The sequence below is a fragment of the Brevibacillus antibioticus genome (assembly GCF_005217615.1).
Classification (GTDB): domain Bacteria; phylum Bacillota; class Bacilli; order Brevibacillales; family Brevibacillaceae; genus Brevibacillus; species Brevibacillus antibioticus.
Genome location: NZ_SZNK01000001.1, coordinates 1,763,039 through 1,781,732, shown reverse-complemented (window position 1 = coordinate 1,781,732; position 18,694 = coordinate 1,763,039). Strand labels below are relative to the sequence as shown.

The 18,694-nt window shown below is 45.2% G+C and carries 19 protein-coding genes and 2 pseudogenes; 3 read left to right on the top strand and 18 right to left on the bottom strand.

From position 1 onward, the window contains the following. Positions 1-40 precede the first annotated feature (40 nt). From E8L90_RS08155 to E8L90_RS08145, 3 genes are read right to left on the bottom strand one after another with little or no spacing between them, the layout of a single operon-like run. Complete coding sequence (locus tag E8L90_RS08155; protein ID WP_137028808.1) at positions 41-685, bottom strand: hypothetical protein; 645 nt, start codon at positions 683-685, stop codon at positions 41-43. 36 nt (positions 686-721) lie between these two features. Continuing rightward, positions 722-2,452, bottom strand: a complete 1,731-nt coding sequence (locus E8L90_RS08150) for a WD40 repeat domain-containing protein (RefSeq protein WP_137028806.1) — start codon at positions 2,450-2,452, stop codon at positions 722-724. A 13-nt stretch (positions 2,453-2,465) separates the two neighbouring features. Beyond that, positions 2,466-2,756, bottom strand: coding sequence for a hypothetical protein (locus tag E8L90_RS08145; protein WP_137028804.1), 291 nt, complete (start codon positions 2,754-2,756; stop codon positions 2,466-2,468). A gap of 197 nt (positions 2,757-2,953) precedes the next feature. Between E8L90_RS08145 and E8L90_RS08140 the strand changes: the two genes are divergently transcribed. Further along, positions 2,954-3,712 (top strand): SDR family oxidoreductase, encoded by a 759-nt coding sequence (locus tag E8L90_RS08140; protein ID WP_137028802.1) that lies wholly within the window; start codon positions 2,954-2,956, stop codon positions 3,710-3,712. Positions 3,713-3,763: 51 nt separating this feature from the next. Here E8L90_RS08140 and E8L90_RS08135 read toward each other — a convergent pair whose 3' ends face one another. After that, positions 3,764-4,129, bottom strand: coding sequence for a MerR family transcriptional regulator (locus tag E8L90_RS08135; protein ID WP_137028801.1), 366 nt, complete (start codon positions 4,127-4,129; stop codon positions 3,764-3,766). Between the two features lie 99 nt (positions 4,130-4,228). Continuing rightward, positions 4,229-5,428, bottom strand: a complete 1,200-nt coding sequence (locus E8L90_RS08130) for an MFS transporter (protein WP_137028799.1) — start codon at positions 5,426-5,428, stop codon at positions 4,229-4,231. Positions 5,429-5,624: 196 nt separating this feature from the next. Here E8L90_RS08130 and E8L90_RS08125 point away from each other — a divergent pair. Then, positions 5,625-6,019, top strand: a pseudogene (locus E8L90_RS08125) (VOC family protein). Positions 6,020-6,172: 153 nt separating this feature from the next. On the opposite strand, the gene E8L90_RS08120 reads toward E8L90_RS08125, so the two are convergent. The 4 genes from E8L90_RS08120 to E8L90_RS08105 all read right to left on the bottom strand — a co-directional run bounded on the left by E8L90_RS08120 (position 6,173) and on the right by E8L90_RS08105 (position 9,374). Next, entirely contained in the window at positions 6,173-6,943 is a 771-nt protein-coding gene (locus tag E8L90_RS08120) for a CsxC family protein (protein ID WP_137028797.1), read from the bottom strand. A gap of 98 nt (positions 6,944-7,041) precedes the next feature. Continuing rightward, positions 7,042-7,908: a hypothetical protein gene (locus E8L90_RS08115; RefSeq protein WP_137028795.1), complete on the bottom strand. Its 867-nt coding sequence runs from the start codon at positions 7,906-7,908 to the stop codon at positions 7,042-7,044. 178 nt (positions 7,909-8,086) lie between these two features. Continuing rightward, positions 8,087-8,746: a helix-turn-helix transcriptional regulator gene (locus E8L90_RS08110; RefSeq protein WP_137028793.1), complete on the bottom strand. Its 660-nt coding sequence runs from the start codon at positions 8,744-8,746 to the stop codon at positions 8,087-8,089. A 13-nt stretch (positions 8,747-8,759) separates the two neighbouring features. Continuing rightward, complete coding sequence (locus E8L90_RS08105; protein WP_137028791.1) at positions 8,760-9,374, bottom strand: superoxide dismutase; 615 nt, start codon at positions 9,372-9,374, stop codon at positions 8,760-8,762. Between the two features lie 224 nt (positions 9,375-9,598). Here E8L90_RS08105 and E8L90_RS08100 point away from each other — a divergent pair, with 224 nt between their 5' ends. Then, entirely contained in the window at positions 9,599-10,321 is a 723-nt protein-coding gene (locus E8L90_RS08100; RefSeq protein WP_137028789.1) for an EAL domain-containing protein, read from the top strand. 124 nt (positions 10,322-10,445) lie between these two features. Here the strand turns inward: E8L90_RS08100 and E8L90_RS08095 are convergent, their stop codons facing one another. The 9 genes and pseudogenes from E8L90_RS08095 to E8L90_RS08055 form a co-directional block, all read right to left on the bottom strand. After that, positions 10,446-10,634, bottom strand: coding sequence for an alpha/beta-type small acid-soluble spore protein (locus tag E8L90_RS08095; RefSeq protein ID WP_137028788.1), 189 nt, complete (start codon positions 10,632-10,634; stop codon positions 10,446-10,448). A gap of 42 nt (positions 10,635-10,676) precedes the next feature. Further along, positions 10,677-10,952, bottom strand: coding sequence for a hypothetical protein (locus E8L90_RS08090; RefSeq protein ID WP_137028786.1), 276 nt, complete (start codon positions 10,950-10,952; stop codon positions 10,677-10,679). Positions 10,953-11,068: 116 nt separating this feature from the next. Then, a complete protein-coding gene (locus E8L90_RS08085) occupies positions 11,069-11,527 on the bottom strand; it encodes a GreA/GreB family elongation factor (RefSeq protein ID WP_167497590.1) in 459 nt (152 codons plus the stop codon). Between the two features lie 272 nt (positions 11,528-11,799). Next, positions 11,800-13,983 (bottom strand): M56 family metallopeptidase, encoded by a 2,184-nt coding sequence (locus E8L90_RS08080; RefSeq protein ID WP_244297179.1) that lies wholly within the window; start codon positions 13,981-13,983, stop codon positions 11,800-11,802. Between the two features lie 14 nt (positions 13,984-13,997). Further along, positions 13,998-14,381, bottom strand: coding sequence for a BlaI/MecI/CopY family transcriptional regulator (locus E8L90_RS08075; protein ID WP_137028783.1), 384 nt, complete (start codon positions 14,379-14,381; stop codon positions 13,998-14,000). Positions 14,382-14,544: 163 nt separating this feature from the next. Then, positions 14,545-16,659: an RCC1 domain-containing protein gene (locus E8L90_RS08070; RefSeq protein WP_137028781.1), complete on the bottom strand. Its 2,115-nt coding sequence runs from the start codon at positions 16,657-16,659 to the stop codon at positions 14,545-14,547. 77 nt (positions 16,660-16,736) lie between these two features. Beyond that, complete coding sequence (locus E8L90_RS08065) at positions 16,737-17,312, bottom strand: TetR/AcrR family transcriptional regulator (protein WP_137028779.1); 576 nt, start codon at positions 17,310-17,312, stop codon at positions 16,737-16,739. Positions 17,313-17,508: 196 nt separating this feature from the next. After that, positions 17,509-17,849 (bottom strand): annotated as a pseudogene (locus E8L90_RS08060) (catalase); the annotation flags it as partial. An 80-nt stretch (positions 17,850-17,929) separates the two neighbouring features. Then, positions 17,930-18,652, bottom strand: coding sequence for a 2-phosphosulfolactate phosphatase (locus E8L90_RS08055; RefSeq protein WP_137028778.1), 723 nt, complete (start codon positions 18,650-18,652; stop codon positions 17,930-17,932). Between the last annotated feature and the right edge of the window lie 42 nt (positions 18,653-18,694).

Sequence of the window (18,694 nt, the reverse complement as noted above, 5' to 3'; positions counted from 1 at the left end):
GTCATCTTCTTTCCAATGTGTTTTTTAGTCATGGCGTACTTTACGTAACTGTAAATCCGATCGCTTGAAGCTCCTTCATCACCATTTCCAGATCAACTTCCGGATTCAGCACCATAATCATTTCTTTGGTGATAGAGGTATTTGCAAATAGGTAACCAACTACATCAACAGAGACCTTCACCTCGTAGTAGGCCTCTGCCCACCCTACATAGTCTTCTGGAATATCATATATCATCCCAAGCAAAAAATCTGATCCATCATCCAGTCCTTGCCGATTATGTACGTTTCCTGTTTTCCACACGTGATCGGTAGATTCTCGCCATAAGCAAAAGGTAACGTCCTCCTTGGTAAACGCTTCGTCATCGAGTCGATGAAGCAAAGCGGGAGGGACTTGCTCGTATATGCCAGGCCAAACCTCGTATTCTTCCCTGGCATGAGGACTCATTTCCGATTCATGATCGAATCCTTTTACAATGACACCCTCAGGGGTAAATAGAAGGTAAAGATCGTCCCCTGCTCCGTTGTTAATGCTCGCGAATGTTGTGTTTTCATCCCACTCTGGATCGAACTGATATCTGCGCAGCCATTCCTCTTGACACAATACGATATCCAGAGCGCTCAAGATAAGCATGCGCTGTTTTAATGCGTCGGGCTCTAAAAATGGCTTAGGCCAAATGATGCTCATGTTGTCTTCTCCTTTACGTTTTCATGGTATCCTCTGTCAACCCAATCGGATCTTATTTCCGTGGCTTATCGCGACTATACTGGCGTGTTCATTGATGGATACAGCATTGTAAATGACATATCGTGAATACGACCATTGGTAAGGATCGTATTTCTTGATTAATTCCGAAGTGCTGTACCTCCTGAGCTCAACAAACGGGGAGCTATAAATCCATATTTCGTCCCGTTCTTCACAGACTACGATCCTGTTCACATCAGAATTGGCACTGGAAAACATCGTATCCATGTTTTCTTTTCCTTCCTGCCATTTACGAATCAGACTTTGATCGGAATGAACATACTCGGCAACAACTACAGCGTCTTGATTATCTACGAATAAAGCACAGCAATTTCTCCAGCGTTCCAATGAAATGGTGTGAATAGGGAATCCCCACTCGATGTCAAAGACAATCAGAAACGACTCCTTAGCCGCATAAACCAGCTTACTACTGTCCTTCGTAAATGCAATCGTGTCAATCATCCCCATACGAGAAGGATTTCCGAGCCATACAAAATCCCCGTACTGGGCGATAGTTGTCGAAGAAGACAAATCCCAAACAGCAATGTCTTTCCCAAATAGGGCTACCGCTAACCGCTTTTCGTCGGGGCTAATCTGGATAGCAGCGATTTTCTCACCATGATAGGTATGTTGCAGGACAAGTTCACCAGATAGAACCTCAATAACATAAAAGGATCCATAATAATCGGGAGTTGGGTAGCCGTTATCTGCTTGAGCATCGTATTTCTCCGCGGTTGGCACAAGAACTAGATAGGTGCCATTCTCACTAAAGGAGACATGCGTATACTCACGGTAATAAGAATTTTGAGCAAGCTGCTCCCAATCCAGCCCTGGGTATAAATATTCGGTATGTATATGCTTTTTTTCAACATCGTAAACCTTGACGATGCCAACACCAAGCCCAACGGCAAGATACCGAGAGTCGGGACTAAATGCAAGACCGACTGCCTCTGCCTTCTCCTCCTCATAAAGAGAGATATTCTCTTCAAAAGATGCGATCTCTGTCCCATCGCTGGTACTCAGCAGCTTCAACATTCCATCGCGGTACATGACCGCCAGAATAGAACCATCTGTATTGAGGCATAGATTCTCGACCCATTCATCATGTTCGCCAATCTCGATAAATGCTCGATGTTGTCTACGCAGCTCGTGGAAGTCAAGACGAGACCGTTCGTCTATTTTCCGATGCAGCTGGTTAAGCTGCTGGTTAAAAAAAGACGAGGAAGGACCAGAGATTGCTGTGAGCTTCTGCCTAGCATCAACAACATTGTAGTCTCGATAATCTGCAAGTGCTAGATAATACTGACATCTTGATGCAAACCCCGGGTCCAGACCGTCACGATCTGATAACCTACCTAATGAGCGCACCGCTGCTTCTTGATCCCATTTAGATTGAAAGTACGGGAGAATGCTCTCCATAAAATACTGGAGTTCATTTACTTCCTCCTTCACTCCAGGCAGATCAAAATAGCAAGACTGTAACTCCCGGAGGTAAGTAACAAACTGCTTCGCTTCAGAAATCCGCCCGGTATGCAAGAGCGCTTCTATATAAAGGTACATTCCGCGAATATGATCATGGTATTCTTCTGGACAATCCATAGTCGTTTTCTCTTGGAAAATATATGTGGTGAGCAGCAACAAGGCATCGAGGAACTTTCCATCATCATGCCATCTTTCTGCCTGTTCCACTACTTCAGACAAATCTGTCAAACGCACGTCCTCCTTAATCCCAATGCAATCTATCAATCCACACATCTATCTGCTCTTCCCCGAAAATGATTACTTGGGCTCCACACTCTGGCTTATTTACCCAAAATTCCCCGATCTCCATCACGATATCAATTGTCATCTCATCTGTTTTGTTAAATAAATCGTCTTCATCTGATCTCCAACTTGACCAGTACAGAAAACACCACATTGCGACTTCTTCATGGGAAAGTGTTTTCGTTCTTGATCGTTCAAGTAATTCCCGAAGACTCTCTTTGTTATAAGGATATTCACCTAGATTGATCATGCAATACAGTCACTTCCCATTTATATTCATGTTGGATTCAGCCCCCAAAGGTTTCAATGTCCTTGATTATACCAATAATAGCCAACCCTTTCGACACTGAACCTAACTTTTTTCCGTGCGCCCTTGACTTTCACACTAATGTCAACGCTTAGACTACATTAAGCAAGGTTACTCATTCACTCAAGGAGGAATAAAAAATGAACAACTATACAGGGAAAAAAGCCGTCATTACTGGAGGTACACATGGCATGGGCTTAGCCGTAGCAAAAGCGTTAATCGCAGGAGGAGCAGAGGTAATCGTCACTGGCCGTAACCCTAAAAATACAGATGAGGCAAGACGAGAATTGGGAGAACGGGCACATGTCGTCGTTTCAGACGTATCGAGTATGAAGGATATTCAAGAATTGGGGCTATTCGTGGAGAAGCATTTTGGTAAGATTGATTTCCTCCATGTGAACGCAGGGTTCTCTATTCTTGAACCGTTTCAGGAAGTAACGGAGGACACCTATGATCGAATATTTGAAGTGAATACGAAAGGAGCGTTTTTCACCGTCCAGCGATTGACCCCACTTATTCATGAAGGAGGTGCGATCGTATTTACCTCATCCGTAGCTGATGAAGGCGGTTATCCCGGTATGAGTGTATATAGCGCATCCAAAGCGGCATTGCGTTCCTTGGCTTCTGGATTTGCTGTGGAGCTGCTAGACAAAGGCATTCGTGTCAATGTCGTTAGTCCCGGATTTATCGATACGCCATCAATGGGAGTTGTCGGTTTTACCGAAGTAGAACGAGCGACCTTTCAGGACCTCGGCGATAAGGTTACACCTATGGAACGACATGGTTCCTCAGAAGAAGTTGCGAAAGCCGTGCTGTTTCTGGCCTTTGACGCTACCTTCACAACTGGTGCGAAGTTGACTGTGGACGGCGGAATCGGGCAAAACCTCCATACCTTTTAAATAATGGCGGCCCCGAAGCATTTTACCACGCTCCGGGGCCGTATCTATGCGCTAGCTCGTAACCTGTTTTCCACGTGTCCTAGAAATTTGCCTCTCCAACAGCGACTTCCACTCCTGGAGTGCTTCCAACTGTTCATTCACTCGACTGAGCTTTTGTTCGTATATCGCCAGCATTTCCTCGCAATATTCGTAATCGTCGGGAGATACCACTTCCCCTCCGAACAACGTTCTGATCTCATCTGCTGTTAACCCCAACTTCAAGTACAGTTGAATCAACTTGACACGCTTGACAGCCGATTCATTGAAATGACGGTAATCATTTGCCAATCTATCTGCTTGTAGCAAGCCCTTTTCTTCGTAATGTCGGATCGATCGAGTACTGACGTTGGTTAATTGTGATAATTCACTTATTTTCACTTCGGGTAGAGCCTCCTCGCATCACTTTTGTGCTACCTCAATTATATGCGAGTACGAAGGCGGAATGATAGCCAGCCTCCAACGATGCTGCCCGCAATATTACGAATCTATTATTCGATTCTCATTCACCTCTGTTCTGCTTTTTACGAAAAGCAATGTCATCCCCATTAGCAGCACGATCAAAGCTACGACTGCAAAGGGTAGATACTTATTCAATTGGTAAAGACCTGTACTGAGAATGGGAGCGATGACAGCTGAAATCCCTTGAACAGATGCCACAAGCCCCGCCACACCTCCTTGCTGTTCACGAGAAACAGCTAATGAAGCCCCTGCCATAAAGCCTGGCATCATTAACCCAGTTCCAACTCCGAACAAGAAAAACGCCACATCATAGACGATCAGGTTGATGAAGAAAAGAAAGAGCGACAAGGCGATAATGATGAGCACCGCTCCGAAAAGAATGAGTGATTTTGGTTGCCACTTCGGATTTTTCATTTGCATCCCTTGTGTGATGATCATCGCTACTCCCGTAATCATGAGGCCTAACGAAATCATTCGGGCAGTTTCCTTCGTCGTCAAAGACAACTGATCCTGAAAATAAAACCCTCCAACTACTTGCAGGGTGACGATACTGAGCATCGTAGCCAATCCGGCAAACAAATAGAGTAAGATGCCTTTTTGAAAAGGATTCACCTTGGGAGGCTTCTCTTGAATCACCGGTTTATGAGCGGGAATCAAGAAGCACACAACGCCTACTGCGACAATCGGCAACAGCGCGCCAATGTATAACGGCCAAATCAGACCAATAAGCGCAAAGGCTCCAGCAATCGCCGGGCCAAGAACAAGCCCCATACCATTGGCTGCACCAATTAAAGCCATACCTGCTGCCCTGCCTTTTTCATCCGTTACGTCTGCCATATACGCCTGTGCTGCCGATGGAACGGCCGGAATAAACATCCCAATCAGTCCGCGTGCCACAATGAGTAATCCAACCAGAAGCCCGCCACCAATAAGCTGTGACAATCCCGCATACATCGTCGCTGTGAACAGAACATAGCTCACAAACATCCCGAGAAAACCAATGACAATGACTGCTTTCCTTCCTTTCCGATCGCTTAAACGCCCCCAAAAGGGCGCCATCACCGCCATTGCAATGGAGCCAAGGGAAATAATGATACCAGAATGAAGTTCATTGAGTCCCAACTCACGAATGAGGGGTGGCATCACAGGAGCAATTATCATTAAGCCTACCATCGCGACAAACACACTCAAAAAGATGCTGAACCGTATTCGAAACATTGTACACCTTCTCCTTTCAGACCGTTTGCTTTAGAGAAATCGTACAAGAAATGCGTAACGGCTACTACCTCTGAGCGGAGAGTTTATACCCCGAAACGGATTATAAAGTATGAGTCTGGCAGCCTGCTATTCAACTAACCGACAGTTTAGTGTAAATGAATGACAACAATTTACAAGCAGAAAGCAGGGTGTTCATTTGAAGAGTTTAGGAACTAGGAATGTGGATGTCATTACGCTGTTTGTTGAGGATTTTCAGAAGGTGAAGGCATTCTAACAGGAGGTATTCGGTTTTCAAGCCGTATATGAAGACGAGGTCTCGTCGGTGTTTAACTCGGGAATATGAGCGTGAACCTTTTGGATATTTCCGAGTCACGTGAATTGATGAAACCGGGAACAGTCGCAACACGTGAATCCGGATTCCGTTTCCTACTCACCATTTGGGTCGATGACGTGGATGAGATCTGTGAAGAATTGAAAATACGTGGGGTTGCTCTGCTGAACGGTCCGATTGATCGGCCATGGGGAGTGCGAACGGCTTCATTCATCGATCCGGCAGGACATGCCTGGGAGATCGCGAAACAATTGGCATAGGAACAGATTTAAAGCATTGAACTAACAGGGAACGATAGTCGGGGGCACCGTGTGCACTGACTTAGGCGGATTGGCGTAATTCCTCATAAAAAAAGAGACGCCCAGTAGCTCCTGATCGGCTCTGAGTGTCTCATCTACGCTATTCTTTACGAACTACCATTTCTTAGGTGGACATATCGATTTGCAAGGTGGCGGAAATGTCGGTTTTGGTGGTGGGGTCGTTGGAATAGGGACTTGTTGATCCTGCAAAACTTTTAGACCAATACGCAGAACGATTTTTTCACGGACGGTCGAGAAAGTTTTGGTTGTGTCTTTGCACCGCTTATTTTCCAAACCAATGTCTAATTCGGTGAATTCCGAGAATAACAGCTCACAATACGGTCTCTCGTTGTAAAATTTTCGGTTGCCGAACAAACCTACATTAATCTTTGCCGCATGACCTGCTTTATTCAAATATTCTCCGTGTGACTCGAAATCTGGTGCCAGTTGCAAAGTCGGCCCTGTAGCCGGAAACGTCAGATCCGTACAGAAATCGAATGGAATCAGCGCCGTTGTATGTCGTACATCACCGCATACAGCAGTTCCCGTTTCTTGATCAACTGTGGTGTACTCGATATGTTTGCGAATAAAACCACTGACGAACAACTTTGCTGACAACGGGTTGAATGTGGGAACCAGCTCACATTGCTCTAGAATGACACTCTTTAATACCCGAACGATCTCAAGTGCAGGCTTCTCCAAATGGACATTAGCCTCCACACATACGACAGCAGCCGTTTCTGCCAACGTTACAGGAACTTTAATCGTTCTAGGAAAAGTGGTTTCGGTTGAAGCCATTCCAAACATACGGGCATTTTCCACCCTGCAGCTATTTTGCGTAACTTCGGTTTGGCCACATTTACAGCCTTCGCCATGTATACCCATTTTTACTCTCTCCTTTATCAGTCACCTACTCTCTTTATATTATATGGACTAGATTCAACATGGATTTGGCTAATGCCAAGCGTTATCTGCCCTTTTTTCTAGAAAAGACTGTTTACCTTTTTCGTTATGTATGGGGGCGGAACGGGAACCAGCTGCTTCCGATACCACCATACACGACCGCTAATGGTTGCCAAGCCGCTGAACTCCTTCCATCCTGCTTGTGAATGGGTGAGCGGATCTGCCACGATATTGATTTGCCAGTTTCCCGTTTCTACCCATCTATTTGTCGGACAAGCTGGTGCTGTAAGGAGAATGGCACTTGTTCCTACATTTTCTTTGGGCAAGGAAGGTCGCAATACTGTGGAGCTAAAGGGAATGCGAATCGTTTCATGCTCTACTTTTTGCGAATGGACAGTGAAACCCAAACCCTTGACTTCCAACTCACCTGACAGCCAGACAATCTTTTTGCTCTCATCGTGCCGCACGTCCTGGACATCGATCTTACTTTGGCATTCCATCTCTTTCCAATCGAGTTTCCAGGGCACACGTAAGGTATGGACCCACTCTACGTCCCAAATTTCTTCTAGGAAAGCAACCTGCATGAATGATTGACCCGTGTTTTCCACGTAGACTACTTTTGCTTGAATCAGTTCTTCCTGCGATCTGTTGTTTTCCTTCGTAAGATCCTGGGCATCCATGGAGGTGGACTGCGGTGGGGCTTGTTCAGTAGCTGTCTGCTTGACCGGAGGCGGAGACACACGGTTTCGTTTACCCTTAGGTTTCTTGAAACGATACATTTTCTGCTTATCCATGGCATCTTCCTGACGCAGCATCTGTTCCTTCGGTGCGACAAAGAGGAGCGGAAGTGATGCACTCGACTTTTTCAAGGCGCCTCGATGATTAAGAATTGGCTTTCTATTCTTCGGATTTTTCTTGTCGTTCCGCATGTTCTCACTCCTTTCCATCCAAATACGCCTCCCTTTATCCATACGTGATCGCCCGTCTGGTTGTATAGACACTTGCCCTTTCGGTAAACAATTCGTCTTCCGATGACAAATCCTACCCCGATTAACCCAGGACAGCAGTTGCCCCGCCATGCTTACAACAAAAAGACATCCGCCCTAGTAACGGATGTCTTGCTCACTACGATTCTTCATGGCTGAGCTTTTCTTTTATCAGGTAACGGCATTTCACTTGTCCTTCCGCCATACACGAAGTACGCTCTACTTGCGCGTCTACTAGCGACTCAAACAAGGAGAGCTCACATTGACATGCTTGGGGAAAGCGAATGGCTACTTGTAGAAGAGGGCAATTTGCTTCTTCGAGTGTATATAAACCATCCCTTATTTTTTCCAAGTGAGGCATGTATCCTTCTTCCTTTTGTATCCTCGCCAACGTTTTCACTCGCTGGTCAAAACCTTGTCCTCTCATTACCTCTCGATGGTTTTGTAACATCCGTGCCATACGCTTCTCAAATAATTGATCGACGAAAGCTTCCCCATACAAATCCTGAATGCCCGCCACCATCTCTGTAGCCAAATCGCTGTAGTGACGAGGGAATAATTGATCGGCATTTTTCGTTAGGTGATACACATAGGCTGGTCTGCCTGTTCGCTTGCGAACGATTCGAGACTCGATATACCGTTCTCTATGCAAAACATCTAAATGCTTACGCACGGCGACTTTGGTTATACCGAGATGCTTTGACAGTTCATGGACATCGACCGAACGGCGCTTCTTCAGCAACACCAAAATTTCTCGACGTTTATCCTGTTCTTGAAAATAGACCGCGTGTCTGTTCATGGATAGGCCTGCCTTAGCGGATTGCTTCGTTATACAAACGATTGACTTCCTCCCAGTTGACCACATTCCACCACGACGAGACAAAATCAGGGCGTTTATTTTGGTACTGCAAGTAATAAGCATGCTCCCACACATCTACGACCAATATGGGCGTTTTCTTCTCCATAAAAGGAGTATCCTGATTGGGCGTGCTCGTCACTTCCAACTTGTCTCCATTGACGACGAGCCATCCCCATCCTGATCCGAAACGACTGACAGCCGCTTTTGTCAATTCATCCTTCATTTCCTCAAAACTTCCGAAATACTTGTCGATTCCTTTCGCAATATCCCCTGTTGGTTTCCCGCCGCCAGTCGGACTCATGATCGACCAATACAAGCTGTGTCCATAATGTCCGCCCCCATGATTGCGAACTGCCATGCGAATGTCTTCCGGGATATCCTCCAAGTTACTGATTAGTTCTTCGACCGAAGCATTCTTGAACAGCGAGTAGTTTTCTAGGGCCTTGTTTAAATTGGCCACATACGTTGCATGATGCTTTCCGTGATGAATTTCCATCGTTCTCGCATCCAGGTAAGGTTCCAGCTCATCATAGCGATATGGCAGTTCGGGTAACGTAAAGGCTTCCATTTCCTATCTCCTCCACTCTTGATTGTCGGTTACAAGCCTAGTTTACAAGATGAAAAATATTTTGTACACACCCAAATTTGTTTCCTTAATGCAAAATATAATTGTGTATGAAGCTTGCATTGCAAACAATACCGCGCTGTTGTAAAATATCGACAACTTATCTTTCCTAAAGGAAACAATTTTTCCTAGAGTCAAATATTTGGTGTAGGAAGGAATATGATTCCATGAACGTCGCATTGGCAAAGGAACTACCATATCCTGTTTTTCAGCCCCTGGTGCATCTGACGACTGGACAATTTTTTGGGTACGAAGCACTTCTTCGCTCCTCTACACACCACTCTCCAGAATTCCTTTTTCGAACGGCTCGTGCAGAAGGACACTTGTATGAGTTGGATACGCTGTCGATGAAAAAAGCAATTGAATCATACTTTACGAATGTGACTTTTTTCGATCATGTCCCGCTCTTGTTCATCAATGTGTTTCCTTCTACGTTGTTGAACCCTGCTTTCCTGTCGTTTATTACCGCAGGCTTGTTTCAATCTTGGAACAGTAGAATTGTCTTGGAAATCAACGAGGCCAATGAAGAAGACAAGATGTGGGAGATAAGATTGTTGGGGCAAAAAATACATGAGCTACGTCAGCATGGATTCCTGATCGCATTAGATGATGTCGGCTCGGGTGCCGCTTCTTTAAAAAAGATCGTGGAGTATGAACCAGATATCGTTAAGCTCGACAGGTACTTTGGCAAGCAATTGTCCTCCATGCCGAATAAGCAAAAGCTCGTTTCGCTTTTCGTCCAATACTGCCAAGATCAAACACAGCTTGTACTCGAAGGAATCGAGGAGCCGGAGGACTTATCTGTTGCTTTGGCACTGGGGGTACCTGTTGGTCAAGGTTTTTTGCTAGGGCACCCCGGACCACTTCAAGCAACACAAAAAAGACGATGAAAGCTTTCTCATCGTCTCTAAGCTTCCTCAGGTCCGTCCGTACAAATCGCGAGGAGAAGCTCTTTTCCATGCTTGCTTGATACGAGATTGAGACATGGTGGGTGTACTACAATGACAAGAGGGATTACAAACGAAACATTTGCTGTTCCGCGTATTGAACCAAACGCTTCGCCATCTCTCCGCCGACAGAGCCATTTTGACGCGCGGACGTATCTGCGCCCAACTCGACTCCAAATTCAGCAGCAATCTCGTACTTGAATTGATCAAGTGCTGCTCGAGCTTGTCCATACACCAAGGAATTGGAACGTGCCATTGCTGCTCACCTCTGGTTGTGACAGGCCACACGTCATGTAATTCAGTCCTCTAAATTGCTTTTTTTGATTTCTCCGAACCCAAGCCTGGAAGGGAGATTCTTTACATCCTCATTCTGATAAGCATGGATGATATCCGGTACATACTCTTCCGTCAATCGAATGCCTGCCAGAATCATTTCCTTTTCTTCTTCTGACACGCTGAAAAACGAGTCACCGCACTTTTCACAAGCCATCACCCACCGCTCTTCCCGCTTCTGTAGGCGATTTATATCCCATTGCACGTCTTGCTCACATGCTTGACAGGCAATGATTTTCATTGTCTTTCCCTCCAGTACGCTCGGCTTAGTTTTCTTGTATTTTACTAGATTAGTAAAAAAAAGACACTAACCCCGCGTTAGTGTCTTCTTATATGATTGATGGGATAGGTAGATTCCTAAGGTGACGAGAATCCCCCCATATATGTAAAGCTTATCTCCCGAACCTGCACCTGTTGCCTGCCAACCGGACTTTCCAGCACAACAGAATCGTGTGGAGCCGCTAGCAGCAGTTGCCTGCCTATGGGCGATAAGAATGAAATTCTGTTGTTATCCGGGTCAATGTCTGTGGGATAAACCACAGTAAATGACTCCTCAAATTGATCTTCTTCAAATCGCACTTTTACGCTGCTGCCTAATAACGTAATCGCTTTAAGCGATTGAAAGAGTGCACTGTCTTCTTTTGACAAAAGGCTTTCAAGTGTTTGCTTGTAACGCTCGACAATCTCATCGATGGCTTGCTTTTCTTTCCCGTAATTGCGTACATATTGATCGTAAAAGAGTGAATACTGCTCGTCAAAAAAGACCAGCTGGTTGATCAGATGGTTTCTGGTGCCATTCAAAATACTAGGGTTCATAATAGATTTCACCCCCCAGTTGCTTTTCATAAACATGTTTGATGAACGTAATGTTCTTCATCGGAAAAACCCTCCTTAAAAAAATAGCCCCCGAAGGGACTCCCATCATTGTATCAATAATTACAAAATGATTCCATCTACTGATTAGAAATGCTTTACAAAGGATGATCAAAACGCTCGCGCACCGGCATGAAGTATGCTTCGTCCACTTCCGTTGCCTCTCGAAGGAAAAGGAAAGAGTCTGTACGATTTATGTACAGACTCCGTTCCCGCTACTTTTTCAAATCGATCGCTTTTTCCTTTACCAGAGCTGCTACCATTTGCTGTTGTGCTTCCTCTTCCACTTCGTTGAACGTCACATTATAGCAGACATCTTCTTTTAACCAAAAATAAGTATAGTTGTACTTCTTCCTAGGACTCAGTGTTTGATCGATTTTATACATCACTGTGCGGAATACTTCTTGTCCACTGATGTTCAAAGAAGTGACTGGCACTTCAAATTTTACCCCGTCACTTCTCTCAAAAGAGGTCTTTTTTGTTTTTCTCATGTTTTCCACTATGGATTTGTCCTTAATTTGTTCAAAGAACACAGACGTTTTTGGTTTTTCAGGATTTTCAAACGTCATATTAATGATGCGCTTGTCTTTGTGTTTATCCTCTTCGCTTTCAGTTTGTCTTTGGTTAACATATGCTTCTGTCGCTTTATAACCGGTAGGCAGATCCAAAGGAAAAACTGGTGCAAAACCGATCATTTCTGAGAAATACTCCAGATCATCTAAATCATGGATGGCGTCGTTATTCAAAGGGTCGTCATTGGCGTACCTTTTTATCAGTTCTTCATCTAGAGGTTGAAACGATTCAATGATTTTTACGATCTCCTTATTTTCTAAGGAAGTTTCCCCCTGTATATAATAGTAGAGACCCTCATCGCTCCAGAGATAGACAACGTTTTTATAAACTGTGCCCTCTTTAGTTGTTGCCGTGCGTGTATTAACCTTTACAGATTTTCCTTTCACGGATATCTGTTCTTGCGAGAGTGTGGAGTCGACGCTACTCTTCGAAGTCCCATTATCCGTTATCACTTTAAAAGATTCCATCTTGTCCTCGACTATGCTCGTTCCTATTCTGATCGGTCCGTCTGGGCTTCCGAAAAAATGGACTACTCCGTTTTCCGAAGGTTCTGATTCCTTTGAGCGTAAGTTAAGGCTGTATTCATATGTAAATTCGGGTGGCAAATAAGACGGAACTTTAAAAGCAAAACCAGCACGTTTTTCAGCCTTTTCCAGCCGATTCGTCAACCTGGTGGTATCCTCAAACAAAGGACGCATTTTTTCATCCTGTTTTACAGACATCTGAAGTGTTGACGGTTCTGCTGCGTTGGTCAGTGTGACTGCACTAATAACTAGCCCGCATGCAATGGCTACAGCTGATAGCTTTGCAGAGCCTTTTTTGAACTTTGAAATCATTTGAATTCTCCTTTTCATTTGATCTATATGGTGAGAATGGTGAAAATAAAGCGGATACGGCATGGGTTTTTTCTCTGATATCTGTCTCGCAAATGAAAGTAGTGTCATGCCATAGGGAATCGCTTCTTTTTCCCCCAGAATCTCCAAAACATATTCATCACACGCAAGCTCCATATCTGCCTTCATATTTCGAACCCATACCCATACAAGCGGATTCATCCAATGGATCGCGAGTGCGAGAGAACCAAGAAGGCTCCACAGCAAATCTTTGCGCTTGTGATGAGCGAGCTCATGTGCGAAAACGTGATACAGCTCGGCATCTGACAACGATTGGTATACATCCCGCGGACAATAAATCCAAGGTGAAAAGATGCCCGAGATTAGCGGCCCCTTCGCCAGTGTTCCTGTGTAGACAGGTATTCGCCTTTTCACACCAAGCTTCTCTCTGCATGCATTCATGATGGTCAATACTCTTTCATCTGTCACTCGCATCAGAAAGCGTTCTTTGGTGTGCATGTTATACAAGTAAACGAATAGTCTCGTCAGCAAAATGACTACGCCGATAAGCCACACTACCGACAAAATCTGAATATAGGCAGCATGAGTGAATGCAGCGCCTATTTTATCATCCTTGACAGCTTCGACTTGCATGGCCCCGCCATTCTCTCCTTGTACAGCTAAGTCAGTGTTAGCAGGAATGACACGAGGTTTCGTTTGTGTCACTTCTGGCTCGATAGAAGGAGGGAGCGGCTGGGTGACCGATATTCCGTTACTTGCCAAGGTAATCCAAGTGAAGAGGCTAAATGAACTCTCCGGTAGCACAGGCATCATAAGGCGTGCTAAAACGATGAACCATAACAAATGATGCATGCGCCAGCTAATCGCTTGGCGAACCCCTTTTTTTATGGCTACCAACAAAATAGCGACTAGGCTTGCCCCCAGCGAAGCGTAGCACATCCACAAAAAAACATTCCCTAGAATATCCATCATTTACTGGTCCCTCATCATTGCTTTTTCTTTTGTTTTTCCGTCAGAATTTTTTGCAGCTTGTCGATTTCATCGTTGGATAGCTGTACATCTTCGAGAAAATTGGTCATCATCGTGCCTACTGCACCGTTAAATACTCGTTTCAAAAAGGATTCGCTTTCCGCCCGTTTGCATTCATCTTCTTGGACGAGTGGGAAATATCGATAGCTGCGACCGGATTTTTCATAGCTGATTGCCTTCTTTTTGAGCAGCCTGTTCAAAAACGTGCGCACCGTTTGCTCTGTCCATTCGATATCGGTTGGTAAACGCTCAATGATTTGCTCTGCTGTCGATGGATGATCTCGCCAGATCACCTTCATGATTTCCCACTCGGACTCCGATATTTTCGGAATGTTGCTCATCACGTCATCACCTCTTAGATTTACAAATGTAAATTCAACTTCTATTAAAATATTACAATTGTAAATTTCGATTGTCAACCATCTTTTTCCACCTCTTCTAAAAAAGAAAAAAAAGAAGCACAGTGGAAATGAATGCTCCCACCGTGCCATCTCTTCCAGCCTTTTATTGTCTGACCATATCTGGTTGAAGCTCACCTTTTCCGTATGGATTATCGCCAATGAATACGATCTTATCATCTTCGGTGACCAGTACATGATAATGCGAGCCTGGTCCTTCGATCGCATAGTCGTACGAGGAGGAAATCAGTCTAACGGGAGCAGCCACTTTTTGCTTTTGAAGCGGTTCCCATTCGTGTTCGAAGATTTGTCCATCCTTAGTAATCCGCAAACGTCCGCTTATCATGGCAATGTCTTCTTCCGTTTTGGGTTCCAGCTTCACTTTGATAGCCCCTGCGTCATTTCCTTTTCCCTCAGGGTAAACCTGAATTTCCTGAACCTTGCCAGCATCATTGATCGCCCAAACTGATGCGATATCCTTTGTATAACGGACAAAATACTCAGGTGCAAGCTCACGAATGCCTTCCAAACCAGCTACCTGCACAAATGAAGTGAACGGATCATCACTCTTCCGTTCTGCGTACAATACCTGACCATTTTTCGTCACAGCAAAAAACGTATAAAGATTGGCATAAAGCTTGGTCACATCCGCTGCCAATTTTGAATCAATTTGGAGGGTTTCCACTTTTTGTGGGCGCAAGTTCGTGATGACATATACCCCTCCGCGTTCTGCCAAATCATGACGGAATTCGACTGTCAGGAATTGGTCATCTTCCGTACGCAACAAGAGATGTGCCTCCCCACCAACGAAATCTTTGATGCGAGAAGGCAACGCCAAGGTTTCACAGCTACTAAATTTACTAGTCCACAACTGGATTTGTCCGTTTTCATTCAAGGTAACCGGAGAATCCTTGATGCTATCCATTGTTTTTACTTTCGTAGGTCCTTTCACTTCATATGGCACTCGATCCGCGCCAAAACTCCATACAGAACCATCTTTACGAACGAAGTATGGACGATCCAGCTCAGTTACTACCTGTTTTACGTCACGTAATTCGCCCAATTCTGTCCATTTATCAAAGGTAACAGGGATTCGCCCCAACTGTCCCGTCATATTGCTGCCAAATGAATAGACGTTTCCTTTTTTATCGAGAGCAATCACATGGTCGGTGCCCGCTTTTACGTCTATAATATCAGAAAGACCCGCTATTTTGACAGGCTCCTCGAGCTCATTTTCCAGGTTCGCACCGAGCATTCCAAGTGTATTATGTCCCCAGCCCCAAACAGTTCCGTCCGCTTTTGCGACCAAGTACAATCCTTCTCCACCAACTGCCATCCGCGTTGCACCATCTGCATGCGCAGCACGCACTACTTTTTCATTTTCTTTTGTATTGTAGCTGTACACTTCGCCCTTCTCTGTTTGGATCAAGGCGCGATCCGTATAATCGACGGCTACCTGTTTGACTTTCCCTGGGATATCCAATACCTGCAGATTTTCTGTGTTCAGCCCTCTGGATTTGCCATCGAGATAAAGAAGCTTCCCTTGGTCATCTACTAAAAACAAGGAAAAGGCTGAGCTATACATGTCACGGATATTTGAGAGCTTCGTCACCTTTTCTGCTGCTTTCGCTCCTTCTTCCCATTTCAGTACAGTACCATCTTCTTTTAGTAAAAAGAGGACACCGTCTTCATGGTCGAGCTGCTGAATGTTCTTGATTTTATCCAGACCTGCCAGTTTTTCTGGTGCTTTCTTCTCATCGATCTGCCATACTTCACCGGCGTTCGTGAGGACATAATCCGTCATGACTTGCTTGGCATCTTTGATCCCGGCTAGCTTGTGCGGTTCATACTTATTGTCAGATTGAAAGCCCCATTTCCACACTTGCCCATCCTCTGTGAAGGCATACGAAATACCTGGCCTCCACCCAAAACCTGCTCCATCAAAAATGACGCCTGTTGCAATAGCAGTAATCGCTTCCAGCACTGGCTTATTCTCCAATGATTTCCAAGTCTTCGCAGTTATGTCCGAGACATCCGCTTTCGCGTCACCTTGACTGCAAGCCTGTAGCTTCACCTCGGTATTGCCTGCCGTGCCAACCGATGCTTCTAGTTTTGTGGCACCTGCCATCGCAGGGGATGCAGCAACGACCACACCCGTTGTCAATAGGGAGAGTACCGCAGTATAGCTCAACAGTGTTACCCATTTCTCTCTTCGTACCATCAGGAATCTCCTCGCCATCGTCTAATGTAAATAATTGTAAGACGATGGCAACTCAGATTGCGTCACTGTTTTCTCGATTACTTTAGCACACTTCTTACTGCTTCCGCCCAGATATCCCTCTGATCTAGCTCAATCCCCATCAGCATGTAATTGCTGATATTATCAAGGACGAGTGCAAGAATATGAGCTTTTGCTACGATACGGTCAGACGTGACGACACCTAACTCTACCCCTCGTTCCAATAAGGAAGTAAAGCCCTGCAAAAAATCTTCTTGCATCAGCCGCAGCTTGTCACGGTACTTCTCTTTTTGACTGACAGATAGTAGAAATTGATTGAAGACACGTAAAAAGGCATAATCCTCTTCCTCGCTCGGTAATAGCTTCAACCCAGTTTCGATAAGGAGTTGGGCGAAATTGTCAGCTGTAAAATCTGTAACCGTAAAAAAATGAGAGAATGTATAGTTTCCAAACAGTTGATCAAACAAATAATCGAGCAGAGCATCCTTTGATGCAAAGTGGTAGTAGATCGCTGGCTTCGTGATCCCTACTTCTGTAGCAATCATCGTCAGACTCGTCTTTTCAATCCCATGCTCCGCGAATAATTGAAAGGCTGCATCTACAATATGTTGATGTGTTTTCTTATCTTTTGACATGAATGACGTCTCCTTTGGCAAATCGATCCCATACGTTTTAGCCTACTGATTGTTAAGTCAAATTGCAACCGGATACAACAAAAGAGCTTTACCTTGGCTTCGGCAAAGCTCCGCTGTTCATTCAGTCTGTTATTGACTCGGGTAATTAGTAAGGCATGGACGGACGGGACTTCTGTTCGGCTTCCTTGACAGCCACAGGGAACGTCATGGCATCCCGGATGAAAAAAAAACTTGAGGTTGTTGCCAACCAGATCCCAGTTCCCGTCTTCTGTATAAAACTTCACCGCAAACCCACGTGGATCGCGTCATGTCTCGGGCGAATGTGTCCCATGATTAACCGTAGAAAACCGAACAAACACAGGCGTTTTTTCCCGATCAAAATGTGTGATTTTTTTCAAGAAAGTCGTAATTCTCCAGAACGGATGGCGCGCGATTTCCAACTGTCCGCAAGTTCTGATTGTCTGTAATCGGATGGCCTTGACGATTTGTCAGGATATTTTCTTCTGACTTGCTGATGGACTTGCTGTTGTCATCCATATGAATCCTCCCTGTCCAGTTTTTCTCATGTGTAGTTCATAACCATGGTTACCGAATGAGGGATTCTTTATGCGAATAGACTAAAGCGCTTCGTACGCAAAATCATCGTTAAGCACCGGAACTGTGCCACTTTGATTCCATTCCGCTGCAAGTGCGACATCTTCCGGGTACCCCATGCTGATCAGTTCTTGGCCGGAAGCACATTTATGCAAGTAGGCGGGAAGATGATCTTGGGCCGATCGGAAGGCTGCCACCGCTATTTCGGCCTCTGGTGACAATTGATACCCCTCCAATTCGTGAAGCAGCGCACCTGCCGCAATCATATCCTCAATAGCGGGTCGCAACGCTCCATTTCCCCACCGTTCACCGCAAGCGATGACCGTTACGGTTCCTTTCTGTTGCTGTATATATCTGGCGACAGATGACGCATTTCGCAAGCACGCGGCGATTACCCTCGCCCCTGTTTTCTTCGCCAACACGGTACAGGTCGATCCGTTTGGCGACGGCAACACCAATCTACTTCCCATCGGAACCGTTTTCAGACAGGCAGGTGAAAGGGAGAGTGGTTCTCCGCGTTTTCCAGCGAGTAGCGCTGCTTTTTGTTTGGCGAATGCAACGGCTGACATATCCTTTACCTGATAAGGATAGACGATACCACCACGTCCCGTTACGATATCGACACACGTACTGAAGGAGAGTACATCGATAATAACGATCATATCCGATGCTACCCCGACCTGTTCCACCCCTTCGTATCCCCAATCAAACCGAGCTGTATAGTCTAGTTGTTTGCATGCAGGCATGTCTCCCAAACCCTCCACCGTCCTCTATCAAAAATAGTTACT